The sequence below is a fragment of the Streptomyces sp. QH1-20 genome (assembly GCF_041283565.1).
Lineage (GTDB): Bacteria > Actinomycetota > Actinomycetes > Streptomycetales > Streptomycetaceae > Streptomyces > Streptomyces syringius.
The window spans coordinates 869,816-883,734 of sequence record NZ_CP166299.1 but is presented as its reverse complement, the minus strand read 5'-3'; the positions used below and the strand labels follow the sequence as shown (position 1 = coordinate 883,734).

At 73.4% G+C, this 13,919-nt stretch carries 6 protein-coding genes; 4 read left to right on the top strand and 2 right to left on the bottom strand.

What is annotated here, in order from left to right:
* Positions 1 to 14 precede the first annotated feature (14 nt).
* From AB8O64_RS04070 to AB8O64_RS04060, 3 genes are read left to right on the top strand one after another with little or no spacing between them, the layout of a single operon-like run.
* Complete coding sequence (locus AB8O64_RS04070; RefSeq protein WP_370417891.1) at positions 15 to 7,241, top strand: amino acid adenylation domain-containing protein; 7,227 nt, start codon at positions 15 to 17, stop codon at positions 7,239 to 7,241.
* Positions 7,242 to 7,245: 4 nt separating this feature from the next.
* Complete coding sequence (locus AB8O64_RS04065; RefSeq protein WP_184734298.1) at positions 7,246 to 7,446, top strand: MbtH family protein; 201 nt, start codon at positions 7,246 to 7,248, stop codon at positions 7,444 to 7,446.
* Positions 7,443 to 8,873, top strand: a complete 1,431-nt coding sequence (locus AB8O64_RS04060) for a DHA2 family efflux MFS transporter permease subunit (protein WP_370417890.1) — start codon at positions 7,443 to 7,445, stop codon at positions 8,871 to 8,873. The genes AB8O64_RS04065 and AB8O64_RS04060 overlap by 4 nt, the downstream gene beginning before the upstream one ends.
* A gap of 91 nt (positions 8,874 to 8,964) precedes the next feature.
* On the opposite strand, the gene fes is transcribed toward AB8O64_RS04060, so the two are convergent.
* Both fes and fhuB read right to left on the bottom strand, forming a co-directional pair.
* Positions 8,965 to 10,200, bottom strand: a complete 1,236-nt coding sequence (fes, locus tag AB8O64_RS04055) for an enterochelin esterase (RefSeq protein ID WP_370417889.1) — start codon at positions 10,198 to 10,200, stop codon at positions 8,965 to 8,967.
* Positions 10,201 to 10,330: 130 nt separating this feature from the next.
* Positions 10,331 to 12,607, bottom strand: a complete 2,277-nt coding sequence (gene fhuB, locus AB8O64_RS04050; protein WP_370417888.1) for a Fe(3+)-hydroxamate ABC transporter permease FhuB — start codon at positions 12,605 to 12,607, stop codon at positions 10,331 to 10,333.
* 338 nt (positions 12,608 to 12,945) lie between these two features.
* Between fhuB and AB8O64_RS04045 the strand changes: the two genes are divergently transcribed.
* Positions 12,946 to 13,878, top strand: coding sequence for an esterase/lipase family protein (locus AB8O64_RS04045; protein ID WP_370417887.1), 933 nt, complete (start codon positions 12,946 to 12,948; stop codon positions 13,876 to 13,878).
* Positions 13,879 to 13,919: the final 41 nt, after the last annotated feature.

Here is a 13,919-nt window from a genome sequence, read left to right as displayed (position 1 = left end):
GGAGTCCCCACGCCATGCGTCACCCTCAGGTCGAGACTGCTCCTGCCGAACTGCCGCTGCTCGCCGCGCAGTCCGGAATCCTGTACGCCCAGGTACTCGACCCCGGCAACCCCGTCTACAACACGGGTGACTGCGTGGAGATCGACGGAAACCTGGACGAGGAGCTCTTCGAGCGCGCCCTGCGGCAGACGGTCGACGAGGCGCAGACGCTCTCCCTGATCGTGGCATCCGAGCACGACGGCAGCGGTACGGCCGGGGACACCGCGCCCGCGCAGCGCGTCGAGACCGGCCGGCCATGGCCCCTGCACCGGCTCGACCTGCGCACCGCGGAAGACCCCGGGCAGGAAGCGGATGCCTGGATGCGCGCGGACCTCGCCCGCCCCGTCGACCTGACCGAGGGGCCGTTGGTCACCCAGGCCCTCATCCGCGTCGCCGACGACCGCTACCACTGGTACCAGCGCGTCCACCACTTCGCCGTCGACGCCTACGCCCTGACCCTCATCGGCCGTCGCGTCGCCGAGCTGTACACCGCGCTCGCCACGGGCGAGGAGCCCTCCGAGAACCCCTTCGGCACGATCCGGGAACTCGTCGAGGACGAGGCCGAGTACACGGCGAGCGAACGCCACACCGCAGACCGGGACTTCTGGCGTACCCGCTTCGCCGACCGGCCCGAGCCCGTCTCCCTCGCCGGTGACCCGGCAGCCTCCGCCGACTCCTCCGGTCCGACCGGTGCCGTGTTGCGGCACGCCGCCGGACTCCCGGCCGGCACCATGGCCCGACTGGAGGAGGCCGCCCGCGCGGTCAAGGCCACCTGGGCCGAGCTCCTCATCGCCGCCACCGCCGGATACGTGCACCGGACGACGGGCACTCAGGACGTCGTGCTCGGCCTGCCGCTGATGAACCGCCGCAGCTCCGTCGCACTGCGCACCCCCGCCATGGCCGTCAACGTCATGCCGCTGCGCATCGCCGTCCGCCCGTACGACACCGGTGCCGAACTGCTGCGCCGCGTCGTCCTGGAGGTGCGGGCCGTCCGCCGCCACCAGCGCTACCGGCAGGAGGACCTGCGCCGCGACCTCGGACTGAGCGGGGCGGAGCAGCCGCTGTTCGGACCGATGGTCAACATCAAGGCGTTCGAGGGCGACCTGGAGTTCGGCACGCTGCCCGGCACGGTGCGCAACCTCGCCGCCGGTCCCGTCGACGACCTGGCCCTCGCCATCACCCCGGCGCCGGACGGCTCCGTGGGCTTCGGCCTCGACGGCAACGCCGCGCGCTACGACGGCCCGTCGCTCGCCGGACACGAGCGCGGCCTGCGCCGCTACCTCGACGCGCTGACCGCGCTGCTCCTCGACGACCCCCAGCGGCCCGTCGGCGGCATCGACCTCCTGGACGAGGCGGAGATCCACCGCGCCACGGCGGGCCGCACCGAGGAGAGCGTCCGCCGGACCCTGCCCGAGCTGTTCGCCGAGCAGGCGGCCCGCACCCCGGACGCCGTCGCCGTCCGCAGCGGCGAAGCCGCACTCACCTTCGCCGAACTGGACACCGCCGCCAACCGGCTCGCCCGTGAACTGGCCGACGCCGGCGTCACGTCCGGGGTTCCCGTCGCGCTGGCCCTGCCCCGCTGCGTCGACACCGTCGTCGCGATGTTCGCCGTGCTCAAGGCGGGCGGCGTCTGTCAGCCGCTCGACCTCGGCCACCCCGAGCAGCGCATGACCGCGGTCCTGGAGGACACCCGGCCCCGGTGCGTCATCGGCACCGCCGACGCCGTGGCCGGTCTGCCCCCGCACGGACTGCCCGCCCTGCTCCTCGACGACCCGGCGACCCGGGCCCGGATCGACGCGCGGCCGGACACGGCCCTCGCCGCGCCGGCCCTCGGCCAGGACGCGTACATCATCCACACCTCCGGCTCCACCGGCCGTCCCAAGGGTGTCGTCGTCACCCACGCCTCCCTCGCCAATCTGCACGCCGGACACGGCACCGACCACATCGCCCCCGCCGTGGCACGCGCGGGCCGTGACCGGCTGCGGATCGGGCACAGCGCGTCGTTCGCCTTCGACGCCTCATGGGACCCGGTCATCTGGATGGTCCACGGCCACGAGCTGCACCTCCTGGACGATGCCGCCTACCGCGACCCGGCCGCGCTCACCGCGTACATAGTCGAGCACCGGCTGGACTACCTCGACGTCACCCCCTCCTACGCCGAAGCGCTCCTCGCGGAGGGCCTCCTGGACGCGGGCCGGCACCACCCGGCCATGGTCGTCGTCGGCGGCGAGACCGTGCCCGAGCCCCTGTGGCAGCGACTGGCCGCCACCGAGGGCCTCACTCCGCTCAACCTCTACGGCCCCACCGAGACCACCGTCGACGCCTACTACTGGGTGCCGGGCGAGAACGGCTCGGCCCACGGCAGCCCCGTGCGCGGCTCCCGCGCGTACGTCCTCGACAACTCCCTGCGGCCCACCGCCCCCGGTGTCACCGGAGAGCTCTACATCGCCGGTGCCTGCCTGGCCCGCGGCTACCTCGGCCGCCCCGACCTCACCGCCGAGCGCTTCACCGCCGACCCCTTCGGCGCCCTGCACGGCGAGCCCGGGGCCCGGATGTACCGCACCGGCGACCTGGTCCGCCGCCGCCCGGACGGCACCCTGGAGTTCCTCGGCCGCGCCGACGACCAGGTGAAGATCCGCGGCTTCCGCATCGAACTCGGCGAGATCCAGGCCGCGCTGGCCGGGCACCCCGACGTCGCGCAGGCCGCCGTGATCGCCCGCGACACCGCCACCGGCAAGCGGCTCCTCGGCTACGTCGTCCCCGCCGAAGGCGCCGGCGCCGACCCCGAGGCGCTGCGCGCCCACCTCGCCGGGCGGCTGCCCGAGCACATGGTGCCCAGCGCGATCCTCGCCCTGGACGCCCTGCCCCGCACCGCCAACGACAAGCTCGACGTCCGGGCCCTGCCCGCCCCCGACCCGGCCGCCGTGGGCGGCGCCACCGGCCACAGCGGCCCTCGCACCGCCCACGAAGAGATCCTGTGCGGTCTCTTCGCCGACACCCTCGGGCTGGACGCCAACCCCGCCCCGCAGGCCAGCCTCTTCGACCTCGGCGGCCACTCGCTCACCGCCGGCCGTATCGCCGCCCGCATCCGCGAGAACTTCGGCGCGACCGTCAGCCTCGCCGACGTCTTCCGCAATCCCACCCCGGCCGCGCTCGCCGCCCTCCTGCGCGAAGCCCCCGCGGCCGAGGGCGAGGAGCGCCCCGCGCTCACGCCCGTACCCCGCACGGACCGCATGCCGCTCTCCCCGGCGCAGAAGCGGCTGTGGTTCATGTACCGCCTCGAAGGCCTCAGCCCCACCTACAACATCCCGCTCGTGCTGACCCTGACCGGGCCGCTCGACCACGACGCGCTGCAGCGCGCCCTGAACGACCTGACGCACGCCCACGAGACGCTCAGAACGGTGTATCCGGCCACGGACAACGAGCCCTACCAGCGGATCCTCACCGCCGACGAGGCGAGCCCGCGCCTGCACACCGCGCCGGCGGGGGCCGACCTGACCGAGGCCGTCCGCCACTGCTTCGACCTCGCCACCGAACCGCCGCTCAAGGCGACGCTGTTCAGCGACGGCGGCGACCGCCACACCCTGCTCCTCCTCCTGCACCACATCGCCGGCGACGGCGCCTCCACCACCCCGCTGGCCCGCGATCTCGCCACCGCCTACACGGCCCGCGCCGCCGGCCGCGCCCCCGAACTGCCGCACCGGCCCGTGCAGTACGCCGACCACACCGCCTGGCAGCAGCGCCTCCTGGGCACCGCCGAGGAGCCGACCGCGCTCGCCGCCCGCCAGCTCGGCCACTGGAAGCAGGCCCTCGCCGGCCTGCCGGACCAGCTCGAACTGCCCACCGACCGGCCGCGCCCCGCCGTCGCGTCCTATGAAGGCGACACCGTCCCCTTCCATCTCGACGCGCGCACGCACGCCGCCCTCGAACAGCTCACCCGCACCACCGGCACCAGCGTCTTCATGGCCGTGCAGGCCGCCCTCGCCACCCTCCTCACCCGCTACGGCTGCGGCACCGACATCCCGATCGGCACCCCCGTCGCCGGGCGCGACGACGACACGACCGCCGACCTCGTCGGCTTCTTCGTCAACACCCTGGTCCTGCGCACCGACACCTCAGGCGCCCCCACCTTCCGCACCCTCCTCGACCGTGTCCGCGCCACGACGATCGCGGCGTACGAACACGCCGACGTGCCCTTCGACCGGCTCGTCGAGGAGCTCAACCCGCCCCGCTCGCTGGCCCGGCACCCGCTCTTCCAGGTGATGCTGGCCTGGCAGTCGCTGCCCGACGCCGAGTTCGCCATGGGCCCGGGCCTCGGCGCCCGTATGGGCGCGGTCCCCTCCGGCACCGCCAAGTTCGACCTCACCCTGAACGCGGGCGAGCAGCCCGGCGGCGGCATATCCGGCTTCCTCGAGTACCGCACCGACCTCTTCGACGCCGAAACGGCGACACGTCTCTCCACCCACCTCGCCGGACTGCTCACCGCGGCCGTCGCCGACCCGGACATCCCCGTCGGGCGACTGCCCCTGCTCGACGCCGAGGAGCTGCACCGCTCCGTCGTCGTGTGGAACGCCGGCACCACCACGCCCACGCCCTCCAAGCAGACCCTCGTCGAGCTGTACGAGGACGCCGCGCGCCGGCACCCCGGCCGTACGGCCGTCACCTGCGAGGGCGCCTCCCTCACCTACGCGCAGCTGTCCGCCCGCGCCAACCGCCTGGCCCGGCTGCTGGCCGCGCGCGGCATCGGGCCGGGGTCGATCGTGGCGCTGGCGCTGCCCCGCTCGCCGGAGCTGGTCGTGGGCCTGCTGGCGGTGGCGAAGGCGGGCGCGGCGTACCTGCCGATGGACCCGGACTACCCGGTCGACCGTCTCGCGTACATGCTCCAGGACGCCGCCCCCGCCGCCGTCGTCACCGACACCGCGACGGCCGCGCGCATCCCGGCGCACGACCTCCCCGTCGTCCTCGTCGACGGCACCGAGGCGGACGCGTACGCGCCCACGGACCTGACCGATGACGACCGCACCCGTGCCCAGCGCCCCGGCGACGTCGCCTACGTCATCTACACCTCCGGCTCCACCGGCCGCCCCAAGGGCGTCCCCGTCACCCACCACAACGTGGCCCGCCTCTTCTCCGCCACCGACCACTGGTTCGGCTTCGACGAGCAGGACGTGTGGACCCTCTTCCACTCCTACGCCTTCGACTTCTCCGTCTGGGAGCTGTGGGGCGCGCTGCTGCACGGCGGCCGGCTCGTCGTCGTGCCGCACCTCGTCAGCCGTGACCCGGCGGCCTTCCTGGGGCTGCTCGCCGACGAGGGCGTGACCGTCCTGAACCAGACGCCGTCCGCCTTCTACCAGCTCAGCGCCGCCGACCGGGAGAACCCCGGCCGGGAACTGGCCCTGCGCTATGTCGTCTTCGGCGGCGAGGCCCTCGAACTGGGCCGCCTCGACGACTGGTACGACCGGCACGCCGACGACGCGCCCACGCTCGTCAACATGTACGGCATCACCGAGACCACCGTCCACGTCTCCTACATCGCGCTCGACCGGGAGAGCGCTGCCGCCGGATCCTCCAGCACCATCGGCGTCAACATCCCCGACCTGCGCGTCTACGTCCTCGACGCATACCTCCAGCCCGTGCCGCCCGGCGTCACCGGCGAGATGTACGTCGCGGGCGAGGGCCTGGCCCGCGGCTATCTGGGCCGGCACGCACTGACGGCGGAACGATTCGTCGCCGACCCCTTCGCCCACCTCTTCGACGAGCGCGGCAGCCGGATGTACCGCTCCGGCGACCTCGCCCGCCGCCGCCCCGACGGCACCCTGGAGTACTTCGGCCGCGCCGACCACCAGGTCAAGATCCGCGGCTTCCGCATCGAACTCGGCGAGATCGAGGCGGTACTGGCCGAGCACCCGGACGTCGCCGACGCCGCCGTGATCGTCCGCGAGGACACCCCCGGCGACAAGCGCCTCGTCGGCTACGCCGTGCCCGCCCGCGAGACCACCCCGGCCCTGCTGCGCGAGCACACCGCCACCGAACTGCCCGTCCACATGGTGCCCTCGGCCGTCGTCCTCCTGGACCGGCTGCCGCTGACCGCCAACGGCAAGCTCGACCGCAAGGCCCTGCCCGCCCCCGACCTCGCCGCCGCCGTCACCGAGGGCCGCGCCCCGCGCGGGCCCCGCGAGGAGCAGCTCTGCGCGATCTTCGCCGACGTCCTGGGCCTGCCCCGGGTCGGCGTGGACGACAACTTCTTCGACCTCGGTGGCCACTCCCTCCTCGCCGTCCGCCTCGCCGGCCGGATCAAGGACGCGCTCGGCGCCGAGGTCGGCATCGGCACCATCTTCCAGGCACCCACCGTCGCCGCCCTCGACACCGCACTGGACGCGGCGGAAGGCTCCGACGCCCTCGACGTGCTGCTCCCGCTGCGCCCGGCGAAGGACGGGGACAGGGCGCCGCTGTACTGCGTGCACCCGGCCGGCGGCCTCAGCTGGTGCTACGCCGGACTGATCCGCCACCTCCCCGCCGACGTCCCGATCTACGGCATGCAGGCCCAGGGCGTCGGCCCGGCCACCGCCGCCGACCCGCTGCCGCGGACGATGGAAGAGCTCACCGCCCACTACGTCGACCGGCTCCGCGAGGTACAGCCGCACGGCCCGTACCGGCTCATGGGCTGGTCCACCGGCGGCATCATCGCCCAGGGCATGGCCACCCGGCTCCAGGACCTCGGCCAGGAGGTCGAGCTGCTCGCGATCCTCGACGCCTACCCGGCCGAGGGCTTCCGCACGCTGCCCGTGCCCGACCAGGCCGAGGCCCTCGAAGCCCTGCTCGCCATGGGCGGCTACGGACCCGACAGCCTGGAGGGCAAGCCCTTCGAACTCGCCCACGTCACCGAGGTGCTGCGCCGCGAGGGCTCCCCGCTGGCCAGCCTCGACGACACCACCATCGAGGCCCTCAACACCACCTACCTCAACACCAACCACCTGGTCCGCGGCTTCGACCACCGCGTCTTCCACGGCGACGTGCTCTTCTTCCGCGCCACCGTCGACACCATCGACGACGAGCTCACCCCCGACACCTGGACCCCCTATGTGACCGGGCGCATCGACAACACCGACGTCGCCTGCTCGCACAAGGACATGACCCTGCCCGAACCGATCGCGCACATCGCGAGCGTCATCGCCGACCGACTGCAGAACCTGGAGAACTGACCCCATGAGCGACGCACCCGCCAACCCCTTCGACGGCGACGGAGACTTCTTCGTCCTCGTCAACGCCGAGGGGCAGCACAGCCTCTGGCCGGGCTTCGCCGCCGTGCCGGAGGGCTGGACCACCGCCCACGGGCCGTGCGCCCGGCAGGACGCCCTCGACTGGATCACCGAGCACTGGACCGACCTGGCTCCGGCGGCCCGGTGAGCCGGCTCTCCCCGCGCATCGCCGTCGTGATCGTGTACACGGCGGCGATGTGCATGAACGGTCTCGACTCCACCATCGTCAACCCGGCGCTGCTGACCATCGCCCGGGACTTCGACGAGCCCGTATCGGCGGCCAACACCGTGGAGATCGCCTTCCTGGTGGCCCTCGCCGTGGCCCTGCCCGTCGCGGGCTGGCTCGGCGACCGCTACGGCACCAAGCGGGTCTTCCTCGGCGCGCTCGCCGTCTTCACCGCGGCCTCCGCGGCCTGCGGGCTCGCCCAGGATTTGCCGACCCTGGTCCTCGCCCGCGTCGTCCAGGGGCTGGCGGGCGGGCTGCTGACCCCGGTCGGCATGACGCTGCTCTTCCGCGCCTTCCCGCCGCACGAGCGGATGAAGCTGTCGAAGGTACTGATCGTGCCGACGGCCCTGATGCCCGCCCTCGGACCCCCGCTCGGCGGCTTCCTCACCGAGCACCTGTCCTGGCACTGGCTGTTCTTCGTGAACGTGCCGATCGGCGCCGCCGCCGTCCTGCTCGGCGTCCTCGGTGTGCGCGAGCACGTGGAGGGCACCGAGGGCGGCTTCGACCGGCGGGGCTTCCTGCTGGCCACCCCCGCGCTCGGGCTGCTCACCTACGCGCTGGGCTTCGGCCCCTCTCACGGCTGGACCTCACCGGCCATCGCGGTGAGCGCGCTGCTCGGCCTCGCCCTCCTCGTCGCGGCGTGCGCGCACCTGCTCCGGGCCGCGACACCGCTGCTGGACCTGAAGCTCCTCGGTGACAAGGTCTTCGGCTCCGCCACCGTCCTCGCCCTGGTCACCTCGGCCGGTCTGATGGGCGTCCTCTTCGCCTTCCCGCTGCTCTACCAGGCGGCCCTCGGGGCCTCCGCCCTGGACGCGGGACTCAGCGTCTTCCCCGAGGCGCTGGGCCTGATGCTGGCCTCCCAGGCAGTCGACCGACTGCTACCGAAGCTCGGCCCCCGGCTGCTCGCCGCCCCCGCGCTGGTCCTCGCCACGGGGGTCTTCGCGGCCCTGGCGGTGCCGGGCGTGGCGGAGAACGCCTGGGCGGTGCGGGCGCTGATGTTCTGCGTCGGCCTCGTGCTGGGCACGGCCGTACTCACCGTCCAGATCGCCGGGTTCGCGGACATCGCACCCCCGGCCATGGGACAGGCGATGGGGCTGTTCACCATCGTGCGCACCCTCGGCGGGGCGCTGGGCATCGCGGCCACCGCCGCGGTGATCGGCGCGGCCGGCGGCTCGGGCACGCACGACGCCGCCCCGGGCCCGTACCGGGCGGCGATCCTCACGACCGCGGGACTGGTCGCCCTCGGCACGCTGTTCGCGCTGCGCCTGCCCAAGGACGCCCCCGCGCCGCCGCCCTTCGACGACGAGCCGCCGGCGCGGCCGGAGGAAGGCGCGCAGGCCGCGGCCTGACAGGCACGGGCTCGATCGCTCCACACCTCGGCCCGGGACCGACAGCCGTCGGTCCCGGGCCGTTTCACGTGTCCGAGGGGGCCGCAGCCGGTCAGCCCCGGTCAGTGTCCCGGTCGGCCAGCAGCTCGGCGAGTCCGGCGGCGAGGCCGCCGCGCCAGCAGGCGTAGTCGTGGCCGCCGTTGAACTCCTCGTACGACACCTCGTAGCCGCGTGCCTGGAGCACATCGCGCAGATGACGGTTCTGGGGGAGGAGCATCCACTCCTGGAGGCCCACCTCCAGACGGAACCGGACCCCGGTGCGCTCGGCCACCGCGAACTGCCGGGTCAGCCACTCGCTGCCGCTGTCGAACTCGGTCCCGTCCGGCCACCAGAAGGAACCCGACTGGGACAGCACGTTCCCGAACCGCTCCGGCCTGCGGAACGCGGCGAACGCGGCCGTCAGCCCGCCCGCGCTCTGCCCCGCCACGACCGTACGCGCCGGGTCCGTCGTCGCCCCGTACTCCCGCGCGGCCCACGGCAGCAGCACCTCGGCGAGCCAGTCCACGAACTCCTCGCTGCAGCTGAGATCGGCCATCCGCCGGTCCCGCCCCATGGTGTCCACCAGCAGGGTGACCGTCGGCGGGATCCGGCCCTCCGCGAGGAGGTTGTCCAGGGCGTCACCGAAGCCCAGCACCGGCCCCCACATCTCGCCGTCCAGCAGCACCGCCACGGCGTACGGTCCGCCGTCGGCCCGGTGACCGGCCGGCAGGTGCGCGCTCACCCGTCGGCCGTCCACCTCGGCCTCGACGCGCTCGCCGCGCGGCACCCCGTCCCGGGGGTGGGCCCAGGGTTGGGCCGGGGCGTCGGGCAGCTCCATGACGGACGACGGGTGGCGCCCGTCGCGGGCCGGCAGCGGCGGCGCGCTGTTCAACGGGTCGGGCACCGCCGTGTCCAGGACCCGCAGCCACGACCGGCGGTCCGTGCGCAGGGTCTCCTCGCGGGGGCCGCGCGCCACGGAGAACTGGTACGAGGCCCGGTGGTCGGCGCGCAGCCGGTGGCTGATCGCCCACACGTCCGTGCCGGGCACCTTCTCCATCAGATGCCCGGTGAGGTCGTGCGCGTGCCGGTCCTTGTCGGTGACGGTGTGCAGCAGCGCCAGGACGTCGGAGGCCGGCTCCCGCGCGTCGTCCCGCCAGACGAACGTGACGAGCCGGTACGCGGGGTCGGTGGCGTCGGCCTCGACGAGCGGTGTGCCGGTGGCCGCCGCCCGCGCCCAGAACGTCTCGACGGCGTCGGGCTTGCCGGCCCGGACGGCCGCGGCGAGTTCGCTGAGTACCGGGCTCTTCATTTCCATGAGCTTCCTTTGCGATGGCAGGTGGGGCTGCGCCCCATACCGCGGACCGCGCTGCGCGCGGTGGCCTCGAACGCCGGCCGGGCTGGATTTCTGGGGCGGGGTGGGGAAGGAACCGCCGGAGGCACTACACCCGCGCGGCGGCCGACCGTCCCAGCAGCACCCACAGCAGGAACGGTCCGCCGAGAACGGTCGTGACGATGCCGACCGGCACCTCCGTGCCGTCGAAGATGATCCGGCCGACCGTGTCGGCCAGGACGATCAGAACGGCGCCCGTCAGCATCGACCCCAGCACGGGCACCCGCAGGGGCCCGGCGAGCCGTCCGGCGATGACCGGGGAGGCGAGGGCGACGAAGCCGACCGGCCCGCAGATGCCGACGGCCAGGCCGGCCAGGCCCACCGCGAGGAGCAGACAGATCAGCCGCACCCGGGCGGGGTTCGCACCGAGGGACGAAGCGGTGGAGTCGTCGAAACGCAGCACGTTCAGCTGGCGGGCGACGACGAGCGCGAGCGGCACCAGCACGGCCAGGCCGATGAGCACGGGGACGGCGACGGAGTAGCCGCGGCCGTTGAGGCTGCCGGAGGTCCAGACGTACAGCGAGCTGGCCGAGTTCAGCGAGCGGCGGGAGAGCACGACCTGGGTGACGGCGGAGGCGAGCGCCGACATGGCGAGGCCCACGACGAGGACGCGGTAGCCGCGCTGGCCGAGGCCGCCGGAGACGGCGGTGACGACGAGCACCGCGGCGAGCGCGCCGAGCGGCCCCGCCCACCAGGCGCCGAACGTGCCGGTGGCGCTGAAGGTCACCGACAGCAGCACGGCCGCCGTGGCGCCGTCGTTGACGCCGAGCAGCTCGGGGGTGGCGAGCCGGTTCCGGGCGAGGGTCTGGGTCAGCAGGCCGGCGAGTCCGAGGGCCGCGCCGGCGGCGAGCCCGGCGATGATCCGGCCGAGCCGGAACTTCTGCACCAGCAGCACATCGAAGCGGTCGCCCGAGCCGAAGACCGCGTTGAAGGTGCGGCTGATGCCCATCTCGCTCTGTCCGGCGTAAGCGGAGAGCACCACGGCCGCCACCAGCAGGGCCGCCAGGAACAGCGAGGCGAGCGTCGCCCTGCGCGGCACCAGCACGGACAGGGACCCGCGGCGCACGACGAAGCTCTCGCCGCGGTGCCGCTTCGGCAGCCGCTCGATCAGCCGCCGTGCGACGGAGGCGCGTCCGGCGCGCTGCCCGCCCTCGGCGGTGGCCGGGTCCGTCATGCCCATCGCGCCCAGCCGCTTGGAGCGGACGATGGCGATGAGGACGGGGGCGCCGAAGAGCGCGATGATCACGGCGACCGGTGCCTCGAAGGGCCGGGAGACGACCCGGGCCAGCACGTCGGCACCGGTCAGGACCCCGGCGCCGATGAGCCCGGCGAGCAGGATCTGCGCCGTGAGCCGGGGGCCGGTGACGGCCCGTGCGAGAAACCCGGCGAGCAGGCCCAGGAAGGAGATGGGGCCGACGAGCGCCACCGACGAGGCGGTGAGGAGGGTGACCGCCAGGGCGACGACGACGCGGATGACGGAGGGACGGTGGCCGAGGCCCCGGGCGAGGTCGTCGCCGAGCGCCAGGGCGGACAGGGGACGGGCGACGAGCAGCGCCACGACGAAGCCGACGGCGAGCACGGGGACGAGACGGCCGAGTTCGCCGAAGCCCTCGACGCCGGCCAGCGAGCCCAGCACCCAGGAGCGGAACCGGTCGTAGGTCTCGGCGGAGTTGACGATCAGGACGCTGGTGACGCCGCCGAAGGTGGCGCCCAGGGCGGAGCCGGCGAGGACCAGCCGCATCGGTGACCCGCCGCCCCGGCTGCCGGCGATGAGCAGGACGAGCGCGCTGGCGAGGACGGCGCCGCCGAAGGCCCACAGCAGATAGCTGTAGCTGTTCTGCGCGCCCAGGAACGTGATGCCGAAGACGACACCGAGCGAGGCCCCGGCGTTCACTCCGAGCAGCCCGGTCTCGGCGAGCGGGTTGCGGGTGACGGCCTGCAGAAGGCAGCCGGCGGTGCCGAGCGCCGCGCCGACGAGCAGGGCGGTGAGGGTGCGGGGGATGCGCAGGTCCCCCACGACGAGGGAGAGACGGGAGCTGTCGCGCGCGCCGTCACGCCCCAGGAGGTAGTTCAGGACGTCACCGGGACCGACCTCGCCCGCGCCGACGGACAACGAGAGGGCGGCGACCACGAGGACGGCCAGGGCGAGCGAGGCGGACACGAGCAGGAGGGTCCGCCGCCCGTGCGGACGGCCGGGCAGCGCCTCCTGGCTGACGGGGCGGTGTATCTCCGGGGCGTCCGGGGTGTCCGTGGTCTCCTCGGACCGCGGTTCCGCGGGGGCCTCCGGGGGGCCCGAAGTCGGGGGGCCCACGTGCGACAGAGTCATAAGGTAAGGCTAGCCTAAGAAGATTTACGGCTTACGCCCGGTACCCGGTGGCCCCCGTTCCGCTTCCTGGTCGGTCAACCGGTGGGATAAACATCACTCTTGAGCCAATCAACCATGATCGAGAATGGCTGGAAAATCAGGCCATAGCTCCCCAACCCGCCCGGCTGAGACGGCCTGCCGACCCACCTCGGGCCGCCCTCCGGAGCGGATCCCGGGCGGAGGGAGATATTCCGATTTAGCGGAAATGTGAGGTGAGGCAACCCGGGTGCGGGAACCGCTGTCTAGGGCGTTGAAGATCATCCGTACTTGATGAAGTCAACGGGGTTCACATGTCTTTGATGCGTCCTTTGCGTTCCCTCCTGCTGGCCGCCACCGCGGCCTGTGCCGTGGCCGGGCTCACCGCCGCCCCCGCCGCCGCGGCGCCCAGACCCACCGGTGCGATCGGTCTGGACCCGCAGACCCTCGCCGCCGTGGCCAAATCGCTCATCACCCCCGATGCCGCCCCGGAAGGGGCCAACGACTGGGACTGCAAGCCCTCGGCCGAGCACCCCCGCCCCGTCGTCCTGGTCCACGGCACCTGGGCGAACGCGCTCAACACCTGGTCCTCGCTGTCGCCCAAGCTCAAGAAGGCCGGCTACTGCGTCTACACCGTCAACTTCGGCGCCCCCGCGGGGTCCGTGATCAAGGCGAGCGGACCGGTCCCGGAGTCGGCCAAGGAAATCGCCGCCTTCGTCGACAAGGTGCTCGCCAGGACCGGTGCCGACAAGGTGGACATGGTCGGCCACTCGCAGGGCGGCGGCCTGCTGCCGCGCTGGTACCTGAAGTTCGAGGGCGGCGCGCAGAAGGTCAACCACCTCGTCGGAGTCGCACCCAGCAACCACGGCACCGACATGAGCAGCCTCCTCAACCTCGGTGAGTCGCTGAACCTCATGGGGATCGTCGGCAAGTTCGCCGGCCAGGCCGCCATCGACCAGACCCGTGGCTCGGAGGTCACGCGCAAGCTGGACGAGGGCGGCGACACCGTGCACGGCGTCACGTACACGACGATCGTCACGACCAACGACCGGGTGGTCACCCCGTACACCAACCAGTACCTCACCGCCGGCGCGGGCGCGAAGGTCACCAACCACACCATCCAGGACCACTGCCCGAGCAGCTGGGTCGGCCACGCGGGCATGACCCTGCACCCCGCCGCCGCGCAGCTGGTCCTCTCGGCCCTGGACCCGAACGACAAGGGCAAGCCCGAGTGCGGCGTCTCCCTGCCGTTCTGACCCGGAAAACAGTCCATTGAATGAGGAGTAAGGAGGCGGGA

Coding starts and splice junctions, on each gene's coding strand:
- AB8O64_RS04065 (WP_184734298.1), top strand. CDS start 7,246: ATGAGCGACGCACCCGCCAACCCCTTCGACGGCGACGGAGACTTCTTC.
- AB8O64_RS04070 (WP_370417891.1), top strand. CDS start 15: ATGCGTCACCCTCAGGTCGAGACTGCTCCTGCCGAACTGCCGCTGCTC.
- fhuB (WP_370417888.1), bottom strand. CDS start 12,607: ATGACTCTGTCGCACGTGGGCCCCCCGACTTCGGGCCCCCCGGAGGCC.
- AB8O64_RS04045 (WP_370417887.1), top strand. CDS start 12,946: ATGCGTCCTTTGCGTTCCCTCCTGCTGGCCGCCACCGCGGCCTGTGCC.
- fes (WP_370417889.1), bottom strand. CDS start 10,200: ATGAAGAGCCCGGTACTCAGCGAACTCGCCGCGGCCGTCCGGGCCGGC.